Here is an 18,837-nt window from a genome sequence, read left to right as displayed (position 1 = left end):
TTTTTTAGTATTATTTCAATAAAAATAAAAAGGTGGATAAATGCGTATCAAACCAGCTCACATACCTTATATAGCAAATAAAATTATACTTGATTTAATGCATTCTTCTTTTGTAAAAATCAAAGATGATAGCCAAAAACTTTTAAAAGTTGCAAAAGAGATTATAGAAATAGATGTTTTGAATGAGCGTAAGCTAGATGAAAAAGCAAAAGAGCTTCTAGAAAGCCAAGAAGATGAGATTGAGTTTATGCAAATTGACAGAAAAAGTATGTTTTGGATGATCAAGAAAAAATTAGCTAATGAGTTTAAATTTATACTTGATAGCGAAGATCGATACAACAACCTTTCTCATAAAATTTTAGAAAATTTGGTTGATGAGGATTTGATCAACTACAATGTATCAGAAAATCGTGTAAAAAATTTAATTTTTTCAAGTATTATGTCTTATTTAAGAGAGTATGAAAAATTAGAAGATTTAGTATATGAAAAAATTTCAAATTACAAAAGAAAATTAATCCCAGGTTCTGAGGAGTATGAGTTGGTGTTTGAAAAACTTTATCAAGAAGAGCTTAGAAAAAAAGGACTTTTATGAAAGCATATATTTATATAGAAAATGATGTTTTTTTAAGTGCTAAAGCTTTTGGAGAAAGTGGAACTTTTTTTGGAGAACTTGTTTTTAACACTTCTTTAACGGGTTATCAAGAAATACTATCAGATCCTTCTTATGCAGGACAATTTGTGGTTTTTTCAATGCCAGAGATCGGTGTAGTAGGTGTTAATGATGAAGATAATGAAAGCAAAGAAGTTTTTGCTAGTGGAATGATTATAAGAGAATTAAACGAAGATTATTCAAATTTTAGAGCAAATGATTCTTTGAGTGCTTATCTAAAAAAACATGGAAAAATAGGACTTTGTGAAGTTGATACAAGATTTTTAGTCAAAATGATTAGAGATCATGGAAATTTAAGAGCAGTTGTATCTACAGAAATCAAAGACAAAGAAGAGCTTAAAAAAATGCTTTTATCAAGTGCTAAGATTGATGAGGTTAATTATGTAGCTCAAGTTAGTACTAAAGCTAAATATCAACACACCAAAGGCGCATGGGATCATAACAAAAAAAGTTATGAAGAGGTAAAGTCATGTGGTAAAAAAATAGCTGTACTAGACTATGGAGTAAAGGAAAACATCTTAAATGAGCTTGTTAGTGTTGGTTTAGAAGTAGAAGTCTTTCCATACAATACCAAAGCAAAAGATTTGATTGATTTGTATCAAAAAGGTGGTATTCATGGAGTATTTTTGTCAAATGGTCCAGGTGAGCCAAAAATTTTACAAGAGGAAATTGCAGAGATTAGGAAATTAGCCGAAGCGAAAATTCCTATGCTTGGCATTTGTTTGGGGCATCAGCTTCTAAGCAATGCTTTTGGCTATGAAACATATAAAATGAAATTTGGTCAGCATGGAGCAAATCACCCAGTGATTAATCTAACCAATAACACTGTAGAAATTACAGCTCAAAACCACAACTATAATGTTCCTGAGGAAATTGCAGAGGTTGCTATTATTACTCATAGAAATTTGTTTGGTGATAATGTAGAAGGTGTAAAATACAAAAATTATCCTATCATTTCAGTACAACATCACCCTGAAAGCTCTTCGGGTCCACATGAGAGCAAATATATCTTTAAAGAATTTTTAGAGCTTTTGTGAATTTAGATTTTTTTGCTTTGGCGAGTATAGCTTTTCTTTCAAGCTTTGGACATTGTTATGGAATGTGCGGAGGCTTTGTTTTGGCTTATACTCAACTTTCAAAGCAAATTAAACTTCCTTTTTTTCTTTTGATCTTTTCTTATCATATTTCAAGAATTTTAGCTTATGTATGTTTGGGTGTGCTTTTTGCATTGTTTGGAAGTTTAATCGCACCAAGTGAATTTTTAAAGGGGATCATGTATTTTATAATCGGTAATTTTATGATCTTACTTGCTTTGGCTTTGATTTTTAAAGGAAAGCTTTTAGCATTTTTAGAAAAGTCACTTATTTTTGATAGTTTGATTAAAAAAAATATTTCTAAACTTATTCAAAAAAAATCATTCGCAAGCACTCTGTTGCTTGGTTTTTTAAATGGTTTTATGCCTTGCGGCTTAGTGTATTTTTATATCGCTTTTGGTATGAGTACACAAGATTTGTATTTATCAGCATTGGTCATGTTGATTTTTGGATTATCTACTTTACCAGCACTTATGTTTTTTTCTTATTTTTCTAAAATTGTAAATGAAAGGTTTCAAAAGCTTGCTAGTTTAGCTTCATACGGGTTGATTTTGTGCTATGGCTTGTATTTTTCTTATTTGGGATTTATCTTTACAAGATAATTTATTTACAATTAGTTTATAATAAATTTTTTTAAGCTAAAAAAGATATTAAATGTCGTATAATATAATGATTGCATATTGCAGAAAAAAACTTAAGGAGAGGAAATGCACCCAGGAAATGCATTAAACTATGACTATACGGTTGCAAAATACTTTATGTTTGCTACCTTATTGTTTGGTGTTATTGGTATGGCTATTGGAACGCTTATTGCCTTTCAAATGGCTTATCCGGATTTAAACTATTTAGCCGGTGAGTACGGTACTTTTTCAAGACTTAGACCTCTACACACTTCAGGTGTGATTTTTGGTTTTATGCTCTCTGGAATTTGGGCAACTTGGTATTATATTGGTCAGCGTGTGCTAAAAGTTAGTATGGCAGAGTCAAGCTTTTTGATGTTTATTGGAAAGTTACACTTTTGGCTTTATATGATCACTATGATTATAGCTATTTTTACTTTGTTTGCGGGTATTAGCACTTCAAAAGAGTATGCTGAACTTGAATGGCCACTTGATATAATGGTAGTTTTGGTTTGGGTTTTATGGGGTGTAAGCATTTTTGGTCTTATTGGAATTCGCCGTGAAAAAACTTTATATGTTTCACTTTGGTATTATATAGCTACATTTTTAGGTATAGCAATGCTTTATTTATTCAATAATATGGCAGTGCCTACTTATTTTGTAAGCGGTATGGGTGATTGGTGGCATAGTGTTTCTATGTATGCAGGAACAAATGATGCTTTAGTACAATGGTGGTATGGACATAATGCAGTTGCATTTGTATTTACTGTTGGTATTATCGCTCAAATTTATTACTTTTTACCAAAAGAAAGCGGCCAGCCTATCTTCTCTTATAAATTATCTTTATTTGCGTTTTGGGGACTAATGTTTGTATATTTATGGGCAGGTGGACACCACTTGATTTACTCAACTGTGCCTGATTGGATGCAAACTATGGGTTCTGTTTTTTCAATTGTTCTTATTTTGCCTTCTTGGGGTTCAGCAATTAATATCTTGCTTACTATGAAAGGTGAATGGAGTCAATTAAGAGAAAGTCCGTTGATTAAATTTATGATTTTAGCATCAACTTTTTATATGTTCTCTACTTTAGAAGGTCCAATTCTTTCTATTAAATCAGTTAACGCTTTAGCACACTTTACAGATTGGATTCCAGGACACGTTCACGATGGTACTTTAGGTTGGGTTGGATTTATGACTATGGCTGCACTTTATCATATGGTACCTAGAGTATTTAAAAGAGAGCTTTATAGTAAATCATTAATGGAAGCTCAATTTTGGATCCAAACTACAGGTATAGTACTATACTTTAGTTCTATGTGGATAGCAGGTATCACTCAAGGTATGATGTGGAGAGCTACAGATGAATATGGTAACTTACTTTACACATTCATTGATACTGTAGAAGCGATTATTCCTTATTATTGGATTAGAGCTGTAGGTGGATTGTTATACTTGGTAGGATTTTTCATGTTTGTTTATAATATTTACAAATCAATTTCAGTGGGTAGAGTGCTTGATAAAGAGCCAAAAAGTGCTTCACCTATGGCAGCATAAGGAGGAAAAATATGTTTAGTTGGTTAGAAAAAAATCCATTCTTTTTTGCTGTAGCCGTATTTATCGTGATTGCGTATGCGGGTATTGTAGAAGTTTTACCTGATTTTGCGCAAAATGCAAGACCAATCGAGGGTAAAAAACCTTACACAGTTTTACAGCTTGCAGGACGCCATGCTTATATTAAAGAAAGTTGTAATGCATGTCACTCGCAATTAATTCGCCCTTTTAAATCAGAAACAGACCGTTATGGTATGTATTCAGTAAGTGGTGAGTATGCTTATGATAGACCATTCTTATGGGGTTCTAAAAGAACAGGACCTGATTTATTACGTGTAGGAAATTTTAGAACTACAGATTGGCATGAAAACCACATGTGGGATCCAGTTTCTGTAGTACCTGGTTCTATTATGCCAGCTTATAAACATATGTTTAGCAATAATGCAAACATTGAAACAGCTTATGCAGAAGCATTGACTGTGAAAAAAGTTTTCAATGTGCCTTATGATACCGAAAATGGCACAAAACTTGGAACATGGGAAGAAGCTCAAGCAGAAGTTAAAGCAGAAGCTCAAGCGATAGTAGATCAAATGAAAAATCAAGATGTTAAAGATGCGTTTGCTAGAGGTGAAATTAGAGAAATCGTAGCTTTAATCGCATATCTTAATAGCTTAAAATAGGAACAACTATGGATTTAGAACTAATAAGAGAGCTACAAGCTTATGGTTTTTTTGCTCTTGTAGTATTTTTGGTGGTAGTTTTGTATTCTTATTGGTTTCATTTGTATAAATCTGAAAAAACAGGTAGAAGAAACTATGAAAAATATGCTGATTTGGCATTGCATGATGAAATCAGTGATAGTGTTTTAGAGCAAAATAAAAGGAGTGCTTAATGCAATGGTTGAATTTACAAGATAATGTTAACTTATTATCTTTTATCGGAGCAATTCTTATCATTTTAATTACATTAGTTGTGGTAGGAAGATTGTATAAAAGTATGAAAGAAGACAAGAGCGAAGGTGAATTAAGCGAGCACACTTGGGATGGCATAGGAGAGTATAAAAATCCTGTGCCACTTGGTTGGGCTGTTGTGTTTTTCTTAGCGATAGTATGGTGTATTTGGTATTTTCTTTGGGGATATCCTTTAAACAGCTATTCACAAATAGGTGAATACAATAAAGCAGTTCAAGCCCATAATGAAAAATTTGCACAAAAATTCGCAAATTTAAGTGCACAAGATAAAAAAGAAATGGGTAAAAACATTTTCTTAGTTCAATGTTCTTCTTGTCATGGTATCACAGGTGATGGTATTAACGGTAAAGCACAAAACCTTAATGTGTGGGGTTCTGAAGAAGGACTTATAGAGATTATCACAAAAGGTTCAAAGGGCTTGAATTATCCTATGGGAGAAATGTTGGGTGCGGCTGATAATGGCATAGATGAAGCTGATGTTCCAGCAATTGCTGCGTATGTTGCTTCTGAAATTTCAGCGATTAAAAAGACAGATAACCCTCAACTTGTAGCAAAAGGAAAAGAGCTTTTTGCAACTTGTACAGTATGTCATGGGGAAAATGGTACAGGGACTATTGATGGACAGTTAGTGGCTCCAGATTTAACAAAATACGGTAGTGCTGCTTTTGTTGTAGATGTTTTAAACCGTGGTAAAGCAGGAAGTATAGGTATGATGCCTCATTTTAACAATGGTTTATTAAATGAACTTCAAAAAGAGGCAGTAGGTGAATATGTAATTTCTCTTTCAAGGGGTGAATGATGGAAAATTCAAATAGATGTGTATTTGCACTTTCGGGTGTAAGTGGAATGTTGATCGCGACAGTTTTATTGCTATCAATTTTAACAGGACTTACTATTTGGGGACTTAAAACACAGCAAGAAGTAATGCAAAAACCTTACAAAATAGAAAATCCAGAGCAAATTAAAATGTTTGACTCTAAAAGAGAAGAACATATCATCATAAAGGAATGATTATGACAAAAGTTCTTGAGTATTTAATTATAGCTGGACTAGTGGTTGCAGCTGGGATTACTGCTTGGTCAGTTTTAACTGTAAATCATCTTTATATAGGATGAAAAAGATTTTTAAAGGCGGTTTTATAACCGCCATTATGATTTGTTTTGCTAACTTCTTGCATGCTGAAATTTTACTAAATGATAATATCCTAAATCCTGCAATAGAACAAAATATTACTATAAACTCTAAACAAATTCTTGATCTAACTGGTGTAAATATTGCTTTAGCATTAAGCGATAGTAAAGATTTTGAAAGTTTAAAAAATTATGAAGCTAATTTAAGTAAACCGTATATTTTACTTGTTTTTTCTAAGGCCTCACACAAAGTTGATATACTTGCAAGTGATGATGCTTTAGCTTTTTTTGATAAAGAAGGTGTTTTAAGTCCTTATCCTGAAAAAGGTACGATTTTGCCTATACTTGCTAATCCTAAGCAAAAAGATATTTACAATGCGGCTATTTTAAATGGTTATGCAGATATTGCGGATCAAGTGGCAAGTCATTTTAATATAAAACCTTTTTATGGAAATTCTAATCGCGATACTTTAAATATTATGCGTATTTTGATTTATGGATTTTTATGTGTTGCGATTTTGATGTTGGTGCAAAGAAAAATTAAAAGGAGAAGATAAATGCAGAGTAAAAAAACATTTTGGCCTTATGGTATTTTGATTTCTTTAGGGCTTATTGTAATTGCTTGTATTGTGACTGTCATTATAGCAAGTAAAGCTCCTGTGTATGAAGATAATTTTTATTTTGATTCTTACCAAAATGTAGAATTAAACTATAATGAAATTCAAAATAGGCAAAAAGCTTTTGATGAAAATTTTAAATTAAGTGTTAAAGATAGAGAAAGTTTTACGCGTAAAAAAAGTCAAATTTACTATATCAACGAAGGAGAGAATGAGTTTAGAATCACAGTAGATAATCTAAAAAACTACGATCTTAATCAACTTCAAATTCAAGCATTGCTTTCACGTCCACATACTAGTGTTGATGATAAAAATTTAGAAGTGAAAATAGAAGCTAATGATTTAGTTTTTAGTTTTGATGCTAAAGAAAAAGGTGCTTGGCAGGTGCTTTTAAAAATTACTCAAAATGAAAATAGTGTAGGATTTTTTAAATTTTTTCTCCAAACTAAATGATGAAGCTTTTTATTTTTAGTTCTTTGAGAGCATTGAGAAAATACTATGAGGAAAAGCTACAAGATGATATCTTAGTGGATCCGGCTATTAGTGTGGCTGAATTCATGCAAAAAGTGGTTTTTTCTCCTTCTTTTCAAGCCTCGCATTATGAATGTTTGCTTTTAATGAAAAAAGCTTGCGAGCAAACTAAAAATTTAGAGCAGAGTTTAAAAATACCAAGTAATTTCTTTGCTTTTTTAAAAAACAATGCATATTTGTTTAGCTTTTTTAAAGAATTAAGTTTAGAAAAAAAAGATATTGCCGCATTGAAATTTCATGATGCTTATGCACAGTATGATGAACATTTGCAAATTTTAGAAGAACTTTTTAAGAATTATCTTACCTTGTTAAAAGAGCAAAATTTATACGATGATATTTCTTTGCCACTTGATTATGAAATCAATGTTGATTTTTTAAAAAATTATGATGAGATTGTTTTTGATTTTCAAGGCTTTTTGAATGCTTTTGAAGTAGAGATTTTGCTAAAAATTAAAGCAATATTACCTATTAAGATACGATTTAATTGTACTCGATTTAATAAAGATTTTTTAAGTACGCTTAGTTTTTTGCAAGGTATTGATTTAAAAATAGATCATGTTTATTGTTTTGATTTAAATCATGAAATAATTTTAGAAGAAAAGTGTTTTTTGAAAGAAAGTCAAATTAGCTATAAAAGTTTTAATTTAAGATCATTACAAGCAGCTTTTGTTTTTGAAAAAATCAATACATTTTTAAAAGCGGGTATTTGTGCAAAAGATATCGTGGTGATCACTCCTGATGAGAAATTTGTAGATATTTTGAGGTTATATGATAAAAATAATGTTTTAAACTATGCAAGTGGTGAAAGTATTAAGAATACAGCTTTTTATCATCGATTAAAATCCTTGTATGAGGGTGCTAAGGATGAGGAATTTGAATATGAAGAAAATGAGAATTTTTATGAGAAGTGGAATTTAAATAAGCATTGGTGTAATTTTCATTTTTTCCCTTCTAGTATTGATTTTGCAGAGTTTAAAAAACTTTTTGATGAGAATGTTTCTTTTGATTTTTTTGAAAATCTAATCTATTGCTTACTAGAAGATGGCAACGATGAATTGAAAAATTATATTCAGCAAGAGTTGATTTTCATCAAAGAGCTTATCAGAACTCATGCGTTAAGTTTGGCTCAGATTTTAGAATTATTTTTTATGCAAATTGATAGTATAAAATTAAGTAGTGTTGGGGGTGGTGAAGTCACTGTAATGGGGCTTTTAGAAAGTAGGGGACTTAGATATGATGGAGTAATTATAGTTGATTTTAATGATGAGTTTATTCCAAAAAGAGTTTCAAGTGAGTTATTTTTAAACAATGAAATTCGCAAAAAAGCAGGGCTTATTACTCATGCGCAAAGAGAAAATTTACAAAGGCACTATTACTACACTTTAATAGCTAAAGCAAAATTGGTGGGAATTACTTATGTGGAAAATGAAGAAAAAATCAAATCAAGATTTTTAAGTGAACTCGAATTTCCACTTTATGAAGATAAGACTTATAGTAATAATGCTTATGTGAAATACTTTCAAACTCACCCTTGTATGTTTAATCTTGATCCTATTGTAAGCATTAGAGCAGAGCATGATTATTTTCAAAATGACCTTTCTTTTTCAAGATTTCATCTTCTTGTACATTATGGTTTGGATTATTATTATAAATATGTTTTAGGATTAAAAGAACCAAAGATCTTAGATGATACACTTAGGGCAAATGAATTAGGAAGTTTCATCCATAAGGCACTAGAGCTTTACTATACACAAAAGTCAAAAAATCATTTTGATTATGAAGTTTTTATGCAAGTGGTAAAAAACATTAAACAATACCGAGTTGATGCGCTTAACTTAGCTCTAATACAAACTATATTTAAAGAATTTCAAATTCTTGAAAATGAACATTTTAAGCAAGGATATGTGGTGGAAAAATGTGAATTTATGCCACCAAAAAAAGAATTTACTGCAGAAAATGGAGTGAAAATTCGTGCTATAGGTTTTTTAGATAGAGTAGATAATAATGGCAATGAAAGATTGATTATAGATTATAAAAGTGGTAAAGCAGATGAAAAGTCTTATCAACTTGCTTTTTATAAGTTTTTATTAGAAAGTCAAAATGCTCCATCAAACACAAAAGCTTGTTTTTACGATCTTAAAAATATCAAAATCATACATGAAAATTCCAAAAGCAAGAGTGTGCAAGAATTAAAAGACTTGCTTAATGAGTTAGCTAAGGAGCCTTTGGAGAAAGAATTTTTTAATCAAAAAAACGACAATACCTATAGCCCTTATGCTATGCTTTATAAAAAGGAGTTTAAGCTTTGAGTTATCATTTTGAACCTTTTTTGGCTTTAGAAGCTAGCGCAGGAAGCGGAAAAACCTTTGCATTAAGCGTGCGTTTTGTAGCTTTGGTTTTAATGGGAGCTAAGATCAATGAAATTTTAGCCCTTACTTTTACTAATAAAGCCACAAGTGAAATGAAAGAAAGGGTTTTTAAAACCTTTTTGGAATTTGATGTGCTTGAAAATGGAGAAAATAAAGCAGAGTGTAATGAGCTTATGAAAATGCTAGGTAAAAGCAAAGATGAGCTTATAGCTTTAAGAGAAAAATACAAAGAGGAATTTTTAAGATCTAAGCTCAATATCTACACTTTTGACAGCTTTTTTTCGCAAATCATTCGTTCTTTTGCTTTAAATTTAGGTCTTATGAGTGATTTTGACATTATAGAAAGTCAAGATAGTTATAAAAATTTCATTGCTAGGTTAAATGAAGAAGAGCTAAGAGCTTTGGCTTATTATATTGTTCAGACAAAAAGCAAGAGTGACTTTTTGCAAAATCTTGAAAGTTTATATGAAAGATCTTGTGAGATTAATTCTACAAAAAATGTACATTTTCCAAATAAAACTTCTTTAGAAAAAAGTTTAAATGAATTTATAGCTTATGCAAAAAATTTAAGTACAGATAAAAATTATCAAAAAAATTTTGAATTTGAAAATATAGAAGATTTTTTTGCCAAACCTATCATCTGTGATTTAGATAAAAAATATTTTGTAAAAATCATCGATAGTGAATTTTTACAAAAAAGAGCAGAATTCTTACAATGTGCAAAAGAGTATTTTACTCAAATGGAAAATTATCGCATTAGTATGCTTGCAAAGCTTTTGGAGCACTTTAAAGAAGCAAGAAATGAAAGCAGTGTTAAGCAAAATGCATTAACTTTCTCGGATATAGCTTTAAAAACTTATGAGTTAATTAGTGATGAAGCTAATAAGGATTTAATTTATTTTAGGCTTGATGGTTATATTTCGCATTTATTGATCGATGAATTTCAAGATACGAATGTTTTGCAGTATCAAATTTTAAAGCCTATTATCGCTGAACTTGTTTCAGGCGAGGGTGTGAAAAAAAACAGAAGCTTTTTTTATGTGGGCGATAAAAAGCAAAGCATATATGGTTTTAGAGGGGGTAAAAAAGAGCTTTTTGATAAGCTTTTAAAAGACTTTCCACAAATTAAATTAGAGCACTTAGATACTAATTATCGCAGTAAAAAGATCATTGTTGATTATGTAAATGAAGTTTTTAAAGATAAATTTTTTGATAGTTTTTTAAACCCTAGCTTTACTTTACAAAAAAGCATTAAAGAAGGTGGATATGTAGAGGTTTTACAAAATCATATCCCGCCAAAAAGTTCTTTACATGAAGCAAGTGGAAAAGAAGTTTTAAAGATCATCCAAAAGCTTTTAGAAAAAGGTATAAGGCTTAGTGAAATTTGCATTTTGGTGTGGATTAACAAAGATGCTACTTTAATGAAAGAATTTCTTGAAGAAAATAACATTAAAGCTTATACGCAAAGCAATGTAGCTTTGATGGATTGTATTAGCGTAAGAGTGCTTTTTGAGTATGCAAAGGCTTGCGTACTTAAAGATGAGTTTAGCTTGTACTTTGCAAGTAGCATTTTAGAAAAAGAACTCGAGTTTATTACGCTTGATTTAAACCGAAGTGTAGGTGAGATTTTAAAATACCTAGCGCATGTTTTAAAACTTGACTTAAGTGATGTGAATCTCATTGCGTATTTAGAGTATGCAAGTACTTTTGATAATTTCTTTGATTTTTTATTTGCTCCATGTGGATTAAAATCTTTGCAGGCTCAAGATGATGGGGTGAGCATTATGACCGTGCATAAATCTAAGGGGCTTGAATTTGAAAATTTAATCGTACTTGATAGACTTAGTAAAAAAGCTCCGGATAATGAAACTTTGATGTTTGAGTATGATTTAGAGCAAGGTTGGGAAGTAAAATACCGACACAGTGCTAGAAAATACCTTGAAGATGAAAACTATAATACCTTTTTAGCTAAAAGAGAAAAACTTCAAGCAGAAGATGAGATAAATTGTCTATATGTAGCCCTTACTAGAGCTAAAAACTCTCTTTTTATCATAAAAAATGATGAGAGCTTTAAAACCTTTAAGAGTTATTTTCAAGACTATGAAGAAAAGCAAATAGGTGCTATAGAAGAACAGCTTATTCAAACAAATGAGACTTTAGAAAATTTAGAGCAACTAGAAAGCTTTGAAGAATTTCAAAAGGTAAATTTACAAGAAGTCAAAGTAAAAAGTCATCTTTCAAGCACGCAAATACATTTTGGTTTAGCTTTGCATGAGTTTTTGCAATATTTTGACTTTAACACTAAAAGTAATTTTGAATTTTGCAAGCAAATGGTGTATAGAAAATACCGTTTTTACTTAGATGATGAAGCTTTTAATGAGCTTTTTAAAAGACTCACCATGCTTTTAAAAGATGAGAACTTTAACGCGCTTTTAGTGGGTAAAAAGCTACTAAAAGAGCAAATCATCACTTATAAAGGCGAACAAAAACAGCTTGATATGCTTGCACTTGATGATAATGAAGCTATCATTATAGACTATAAAACAGGCTTAAATTTAAACGAGCATAAAAAGCAAGTTTTGCTTTACAAAGAAGCTATAGAAAAAATCTTGGCCAAGATTTCTACTAAGGCTTTTTTAGTGTATGTTTTAAAGGATAAAGTGGAGATAGTGGAAATTTAGCACATTATTCGAATATGAGCTTTATTGTTTATGGTATATTGGCTTATAAATTTTTGTTTTTAACTTCATCATTGCAATTTCAATGCGATATTATAATATTGTATTGTGTTTTATAGCAGAAAATTAAACTTTAAATATTCTTAAATTAAGTATTAATTAAGCTAAAATAATTATAATCTCATTTTAAAAAAATTTTTGGCAAAGGTAAGATGATGACAAAGATAACAAAGCCAAACGAAGTAAAACGCGAATGGATCGTTTTAGACGCTGAAGGAAAGCGTTTTGGTCGTCTTTTAACAGAAGTAGCGACTATTTTAAGAGGTAAAAATAAACCTTGCTATACTCCAAATGTTGATTGTGGAGATTATGTAATCATTATCAATGCTTCTAAAGCAGTTTTCACAGGTGCAAATAAAGCAGAAGATAAACTATACCACAGACATTCAGGGTATTTTGGAAGCGTTAAAAGCGAAAAATTTGGTGATTTATTAGAAAAAAATCCAGTTAAGTTATATAAATTAGCAGTTCGTGGTATGCTACCTAAAACAAACCTAGGTAGAGCTATGCTTAAAAAATTAAAAATTTATGCAGGTAGCGAACATCCTCATACTGCTCAAATTGCTAATAAAGGAAAATAATCATGGCAACAACATACGCAACAGGTAAAAGAAAAACCGCTGTAGCTAAAGTTTGGGTAAAAGCTGGTAGTGGTAAAATCATCGTTAATGGTATGGATTTAAACACTTGGCTTGGCGGACATGAAGCTATAAAATTAAAAGTAGTTCAGCCTTTATTAGTAACTAAACAAGAAACTTCTATGGATATTAAAGCGACTACCCTAGGTGGTGGTTATAGCGCTCAAGCTGAAGCTTTAAGACATGGTATTTCAAGAGCTTTAGCTGCTATGGATGCAGATTTTAGAGCGTTATTAAAACCAAAAGGACTTCTTACTAGAGATAGTAGAACTGTTGAACGTAAAAAATACGGTCGCAGAAAAGCAAGAAGAAGTCCACAATTCTCTAAACGTTAATTCTCTTTGGATCCTTTTTATGGATCCAAATTTTCTCCATTTTCCATAAATTACAATTTTTTTTCTTATATTTTTATTTTGTTTAAAATCAAAGGATTTTTTGTTTAGAATATACTTTTATAATTTCAAAGTCCGATCAGGGAAACCTCCTTTTTGTAGTAAATTTAAGCCCCTACCCAAAGGGGCTTATTTTATTTTAATCTTCTTTGCTATATAATAATCTGCATTTTATTTATTTTCCAAAGGAAATTCTATGAAGAAAATTATAAGTTTGGTAAGTTTAGCTACTGTATTATTTGCTTTTGATGCTAGTAAAATAGAAATCACTCCAACTTTTAACTATACAACTCCAGAAGGAAATTTAGATCTTAAAAACTATGGTGGAGTGGGATTGAGATTTGGTTATCATTATGATGATTTATGGATAGATCAAGCAGAGCTTGGTATAGAATATAATGATAATGCAAAATACAACCATCCAGGTGATAATACACATACAAGTACTAGTGTATCAAGATTTTACACCAATGCAATTAAAGGTGTTGATTTAGCAAATCATGTTTATTTGTATGGTTTGTTGGGTGCGGGTTATGAGTATTTGAGTCATGGGGCGTATGAAAACAAAAGTGGTATGTTTGCTCAATATGGCGCAGGTTTGAAGTTTGCACTTGGAGAGGATTTAGCTTTAAGAGTGGAAGCAAGAGATCAGATTAAATTTAACAACGGTGAGCATAATTTGATTTCTAGTATTGGTTTAAGTTTTTATTTTGGTAATAACACTCCAAAAGCACCGCAAACCACAAGTCAACCACTTGTGCAAAAAGTTCAAGCAAAAAAAATCGAAAAATCTTGTCCAGAACCAAGAAAAGGCGCCTTGCTTGATCATATAGGATGTGAGAAAACAATAGCTCTTGAAGGACATTTTGGTTTTGATCAGAGTAGTATTAATTTAGAATTTGCTAAACAAATTCAAGAAGTAGGTAAGGTTTTAGAGGAAAATCCACAATATTATACTATCTTAGAAGGACATACGGATAATACAGGCCCTAAAGCTTACAATCAAAAACTTTCCTTAGAGCGTGCAAATGCTGTAGCAAAAGAACTTGAAAAAACAGGCGTAGCTAAAGAAAAAATAATTACCAAAGGTTATGGTTATGATATGCCAAAAGCAAGTAATGATACTAAAGAAGGTCGTGCTCAAAATAGACGCGTTGAAGCAAAATTTTTCATTAAAGAGTAAAATTTGCTAAGAAAAACAATTTTATTTGACCTAGATGGCACTTTGATAGATTCTACAAGTGCCATTTTAGATGGTTTTGATGCTGCTTTTAGAGCATTTGATCAGCCATTGAGAGATCATGAGGTCATCAAATCATTGATAGGTTTTCCTTTAGATGTAGCATTTGAAAAACTTGGAGTCAAAAAGGAAAAAACAAGCGAGTATATCAATGCATATAGAAGTGTATATCAGCAAATTTATATAAAACAAACATCTTTACTTACCTTTGCAAAAAAAAGTGTTCAAGAAGCAAGTTTGATTGCTGATTTAGCTGTTGTGACGACTAAAAGTTCTAAATTTTCTAAACCATTGCTAGATCATTTGGGGATAGGTAAGTATTTTAAAGTTATTATAGGTAGAGATGATGTAATTCATCCTAAACCACATGCTGAACCTATTTTATTAGCTTTGGAAAAATTATCTAAAGACAAAGAAAATGCATTTATGATTGGTGATACTCATTTGGATATTATGGCGGCTGTTGAAGCGGGTATTACACCTGTGGCAGTTAGTAGTGGTTATGAGAGTAAAGAAAGTTTGCGCCAATTTAAAACTTTATTATTTGATAATACCTATGAAGCAATAGAGTATATAAAAAATATCCGATAACTTCACACTCCAACTTCTTACATAGAAATAATAAAAAATTTTTATCATTGTTTAAGACAATTCAAGATAAAGTAGCTAATGATTTTAAGTAATTACTTTAATGATAAGGATAATTAGATGAGTAAAATAATGAAAACAATGGATGGTAACGAAGCAGCAGCATATGCTGCTTATGCGTTTACAGAGGTTGCTGGAATTTATCCTATCACTCCAAGTTCTCCTATGGCTGATTATACTGATATATGGGCTTCTCAGGGTAAAAAAAATCTTTTTGGAGTGCCGGTTAAAGTTGTAGAAATGCAAAGTGAAGCGGGTGCAGCAGGAACAGTTCATGGTTCTTTGCAAGCGGGTGCTTTAACAACTACTTACACTGCTTCTCAAGGTCTTTTATTAAAAATACCAAATATGTATAAAATAGCAGGACAGCTTTTACCTGGTGTGATCCATGTAGCAGCTAGAGCTTTGGCTTCTCAAGCGCTTTCTATTTTTGGGGATCATCAAGATATTTATGCTGCAAGACAAACAGGTTTTGCTATGCTTTGCTCACATTCTGTGCAAGAAAGTATGGATTTAGCAGGTGTAGCTCACTTAGCAGCCATTAAAGGCAGAGTGCCTTTTATGCATTTTTTTGATGGTTTTAGAACTTCTCATGAAATTCAAAAAATTGAAGTAATGGATTATGCACATTTTGATCGTTTGCTTGACCGTGAGGCTTTATTGGAGTTTAGAAATTCCTGTTTAAATCCGGAAAATCCAAAAACAAGAGGTACGGCACAAAATGATGATATTTATTTCCAAACAAGAGAATTGGCAAATAAATACTATGAAGCTATTCCTGATATTGTTAATGAATATATGCAAGAAATTTCAAAAATCACAGGAAGAGAATACAAGCCTTTTGTGTATTATGGAGATAAAAATGCAACGCGCATTGTGGTTGCAATGGGTTCGGTGACTGAAGCTTTAAAAGAAGTTGTAGATTACCTCAATAGCAAAGGTGAAAAAGTAGGAGTTTTAAAAGTCCATTTATATAGACCATTTAGTTTGAAATACTTGTTTGATGTAATGCCTCAAAGTGTTGAAAAAATAGCTGTTTTAGACAGAACTAAAGAACCAGGAAGTTTAGGTGAGCCACTTTATTTAGACTTAAAAACTGCATACTATGGCAAAGAAAAGGCACCTTTGATCGTTGGTGGTAGATATGGACTTTCTTCAAAAGATGTTGATCCTGCTCAACTTCTAGCGGTTTTTGAAAACCTAAATCAAGCTAATCCAAAAGATGGTTTTACCATAGGAATTAATGATGATGTAACTTTTACTTCATTGCCTGTGGGAGAAAAAATTTCTTTAGGTGATGAAAGCACTATAGAATGTTTATTCTATGGCCTTGGTGCTGATGGTACTGTAGGTGCAAATAAAAACTCTATTAAAATTATAGGGGATAAAACAGACTTTTATGCGCAAGCTTATTTTGCTTATGATTCTAAAAAATCAGGTGGTTACACAAGAAGTCACTTGAGATTTTCTAAAAAGCCTATTACTTCAACTTATTTAGTTTCTACTCCGCATTTTGTGGCGTGCTCTGTGGCTGCGTATTTAGAAATTTATGATGTTTTAGCTGGCATTAGAAAAGGTGGAACTTTCCTTTTAAATAGTATTTGGAGTGCAGAAGAAACTGTTAAGAAAATTCCAAATGCAGTAAAAAGAGTTTTAGCACAAAAAGAAATCAATTTTTATATCATCAATGCTACAAAATTAGCTAGAGAAATAGGTTTAGGTAGTAGAACAAATACAATCATGCAATCAGCATTTTTTAAACTAGCTAATATCATTCCTTTTGAAGATGCACAAAAATACATGAAAGAATTTGCATATAAATCGTATAGTAAAAAAGGCGATGCGATAGTTGAAATGAACTATAAAGCCATTGATGTAGGTGCAGATGGACTTGTAAAAGTTGACATTGATCCTTCTTGGGCAAATTTAGCAGATGAGACAAAAGAAGAAACCATAGCTTATAAAGGTACTGAATTTGTTGAAAAAATCGCAAAACCTATGAATGCGGCTAAAGGTGATGATTTGCCAGTTTCGGCATTTTTGGGCTATGAAGATGGTAGTTTTGAGCATGGAACTACTGAATATGAAAAAAGAGGCGTTGGGGTTATGGTGCCAAGATGGATTGAGGCTAATTGTATTCAATGTAATCAATGTGCTTCAGTGTGCCCGCATGCAGTTATTAGACCATTCTTGATTAATGAAGAAGAGTTAAATAATGCTCCAGAGGGTGTAAAAGAGCATAGTCTTAATGCTAAAGGTGTAAAAGATCAGAAATTAAACTTTAAAATTCAAGTTTCACCACTTGATTGTACAGGTTGCGAGCTTTGCGTGCATGAGTGTCCAACTAAAGAAAAATCTTTAGTAATGGTGCCGCTAGGTGAAGAGCTTGATCATGGTGAACAAGACAATGCGGATTATTTATTCAAAAAAGTAAGCTATAAAGATAATATCTTAAATAGAGAAAATACTAAAGGTATTCAATTTGCGCAGCCTTTATTTGAATTCCATGGTGCGTGTCCAGGTTGTGGGGAAACTCCTTATATCACTTTAATCACGAGATTATTTGGCGAAAGAATGATTATTGCCAATGCGACAGGTTGTAGTTCTATTTATGGTGGCTCAGCTCCTTCGACTCCATATAGAAAAAGCAACAAAAACGGACATGGACCTGCATGGGGTAATTCTTTGTTTGAAGATAATGCAGAGTTTGGTTTGGGTATGAAAATAGCAACTGAAACCACAAGACATAAAATCGAACATATTATGAATGAAAGCATGCAAGAAGTTCCTAATGCACTTTCTGCATTATATAAAGAGTGGATTGCAAATAAAGAAGACTCTAAAATCTCACTAGAATTAAGAGATAAAATAGTACCATTGCTAGAAGAAAATAAACAAATTAAATCAGTGAATGATATCTTAGAATTAAAAAGCTATTTAAGTAAAAAATCACATTGGATTTTTGGTGGTGATGGTTGGGCTTATGATATTGGTTATGGTGGGCTTGATCATGTTTTAGCAAGTGGTGAAAATGTTAACATTTTAGTACTTGATACGGAAGTATATTCAAATACTGGTGGGCAAAGTTCAAAGTCTTCAAGAACAGGATCAGTGGCACAATTTGCTGCTGCAGGTAAGCCAGTGCAGAAAAAAGACTTAGGTCAAATTGCTATGACTTATGGCTATATTTTTGTAGCTCAAGTAAATTCTAATGCAAATTATGCACAATTGCTAAAAGCAGTAATGGCCGCTGAAGCATATGATGGGCCTTCTTTGATTATTGCTTATTCTCCTTGTATTGCTCATGGTATCAAAGGTGGGCTTGGAAATTCAGGTAATCAAGCAGAACTTGCTACAAAATGTGGATATTGGCCAACTTATATTTACGATCCACGTTTAGAAGCAGAAGGAAAAAATCCTTTAACAATTTCTTCTAAAGAGCCTGATTGGGATTTATATGAAAACTTTTTAATGAATGAAGTGCGTTATACTTCATTGAAAAAATCTAATCCTGAACAAGCTAAGGAATTTTTCGAAAGAAATAAAGCAGATGCACAACGCCGTTATAGACAACTAAAGCGTTTAGCAAGTGCTGATTTTAGTAACGAAAATTAAAATTGTTGCGATT

At 31.6% G+C, this 18,837-nt stretch carries 18 protein-coding genes; all 18 read left to right on the top strand.

All coding sequences use genetic code 11. From position 1 onward, the window contains the following. Positions 1–40 precede the first annotated feature (40 nt). The 18 genes from CKA54_RS02365 to nifJ all read left to right on the top strand — a co-directional run bounded on the left by CKA54_RS02365 (position 41) and on the right by nifJ (position 18,824). Complete coding sequence (locus CKA54_RS02365; protein WP_120759667.1) at positions 41–592, top strand: DUF507 family protein; 552 nt, start codon at positions 41–43, stop codon at positions 590–592. Then, positions 589–1,707 (top strand): glutamine-hydrolyzing carbamoyl-phosphate synthase small subunit, encoded by a 1,119-nt coding sequence (gene carA / locus CKA54_RS02360; protein WP_120759665.1) that lies wholly within the window; start codon positions 589–591, stop codon positions 1,705–1,707. The genes CKA54_RS02365 and carA overlap by 4 nt, the downstream gene beginning before the upstream one ends. After that, complete coding sequence (locus CKA54_RS02355) at positions 1,704–2,366, top strand: sulfite exporter TauE/SafE family protein (RefSeq protein WP_120759663.1); 663 nt, start codon at positions 1,704–1,706, stop codon at positions 2,364–2,366. Before carA ends, CKA54_RS02355 begins: the two co-directional genes overlap by 4 nt. 105 nt (positions 2,367–2,471) lie before the next feature. Further along, positions 2,472–3,938 (top strand): cytochrome-c oxidase, cbb3-type subunit I, encoded by a 1,467-nt coding sequence (gene ccoN / locus CKA54_RS02350; RefSeq protein WP_120759661.1) that lies wholly within the window; start codon positions 2,472–2,474, stop codon positions 3,936–3,938. Between the two features lie 11 nt (positions 3,939–3,949). Next, on the top strand, positions 3,950–4,615 hold the full coding sequence (gene ccoO / locus CKA54_RS02345) for a cytochrome-c oxidase, cbb3-type subunit II (RefSeq protein WP_120759659.1): 666 nt from the start codon (positions 3,950–3,952) through the stop codon (positions 4,613–4,615). A gap of 8 nt (positions 4,616–4,623) precedes the next feature. Beyond that, positions 4,624–4,827: a cytochrome c oxidase, cbb3-type, CcoQ subunit gene (locus CKA54_RS02340; protein ID WP_120759657.1), complete on the top strand. Its 204-nt coding sequence runs from the start codon at positions 4,624–4,626 to the stop codon at positions 4,825–4,827. Further along, positions 4,827–5,705: a cbb3-type cytochrome c oxidase N-terminal domain-containing protein gene (locus tag CKA54_RS02335; RefSeq protein WP_120759655.1), complete on the top strand. Its 879-nt coding sequence runs from the start codon at positions 4,827–4,829 to the stop codon at positions 5,703–5,705. Before CKA54_RS02340 ends, CKA54_RS02335 begins: the two co-directional genes overlap by 1 nt. Next, on the top strand, positions 5,705–5,917 hold the full coding sequence (locus tag CKA54_RS02330) for a DUF4006 family protein (protein WP_120759653.1): 213 nt from the start codon (positions 5,705–5,707) through the stop codon (positions 5,915–5,917). The genes CKA54_RS02335 and CKA54_RS02330 overlap by 1 nt, the downstream gene beginning before the upstream one ends. Positions 5,918–5,919: 2 nt before the next feature. After that, entirely contained in the window at positions 5,920–6,021 is a 102-nt protein-coding gene (locus CKA54_RS02325; RefSeq protein WP_120759651.1) for a hypothetical protein, read from the top strand. Beyond that, positions 5,982–6,593, top strand: a complete 612-nt coding sequence (locus CKA54_RS02320; protein WP_253254846.1) for a hypothetical protein — start codon at positions 5,982–5,984, stop codon at positions 6,591–6,593. The genes CKA54_RS02325 and CKA54_RS02320 overlap by 40 nt, the downstream gene beginning before the upstream one ends. Continuing rightward, on the top strand, positions 6,594–7,106 hold the full coding sequence (locus CKA54_RS02315; protein WP_120759647.1) for a FixH family protein: 513 nt from the start codon (positions 6,594–6,596) through the stop codon (positions 7,104–7,106). It abuts the gene before it with no gap. After that, positions 7,106–9,493, top strand: a complete 2,388-nt coding sequence (locus CKA54_RS02310; RefSeq protein ID WP_172586660.1) for a PD-(D/E)XK nuclease family protein — start codon at positions 7,106–7,108, stop codon at positions 9,491–9,493. The genes CKA54_RS02315 and CKA54_RS02310 overlap by 1 nt, the downstream gene beginning before the upstream one ends. Further along, on the top strand, positions 9,490–12,234 hold the full coding sequence (locus tag CKA54_RS02305) for a RecB-like helicase (protein ID WP_120759643.1): 2,745 nt from the start codon (positions 9,490–9,492) through the stop codon (positions 12,232–12,234). Before CKA54_RS02310 ends, CKA54_RS02305 begins: the two co-directional genes overlap by 4 nt. 212 nt (positions 12,235–12,446) lie before the next feature. After that, positions 12,447–12,872, top strand: coding sequence for a 50S ribosomal protein L13 (gene rplM / locus CKA54_RS02300; RefSeq protein WP_039617653.1), 426 nt, complete (start codon positions 12,447–12,449; stop codon positions 12,870–12,872). A gap of 2 nt (positions 12,873–12,874) precedes the next feature. Continuing rightward, positions 12,875–13,264, top strand: a complete 390-nt coding sequence (rpsI, locus tag CKA54_RS02295; protein WP_039617655.1) for a 30S ribosomal protein S9 — start codon at positions 12,875–12,877, stop codon at positions 13,262–13,264. A 253-nt stretch (positions 13,265–13,517) separates the two neighbouring features. Then, positions 13,518–14,504 carry an OmpA family protein gene (locus CKA54_RS02290; protein WP_120759641.1) on the top strand — a complete coding sequence of 329 codons (987 nt, stop codon included), beginning with the start codon at positions 13,518–13,520 and terminating at the stop codon, positions 14,502–14,504. A gap of 3 nt (positions 14,505–14,507) precedes the next feature. Then, on the top strand, positions 14,508–15,152 hold the full coding sequence (locus CKA54_RS02285) for an HAD family hydrolase (RefSeq protein WP_120759639.1): 645 nt from the start codon (positions 14,508–14,510) through the stop codon (positions 15,150–15,152). A gap of 117 nt (positions 15,153–15,269) precedes the next feature. Beyond that, the gene (gene nifJ, locus CKA54_RS02280) at positions 15,270–18,824 is read left to right on the top strand and encodes a pyruvate:ferredoxin (flavodoxin) oxidoreductase (RefSeq protein WP_120759637.1); all 3,555 of its coding nucleotides are present in this window, start codon (positions 15,270–15,272) and stop codon (positions 18,822–18,824) included. The last annotated feature ends 13 nt before the right edge of the window (positions 18,825–18,837 follow it).

This window comes from Campylobacter sp. P255 (genome assembly GCF_003627915.1).
Taxonomy (GTDB): Bacteria; Campylobacterota; Campylobacteria; order Campylobacterales; family Campylobacteraceae; genus Campylobacter_D.
This window is presented reverse-complemented; position numbering and strand designations above follow the sequence as displayed.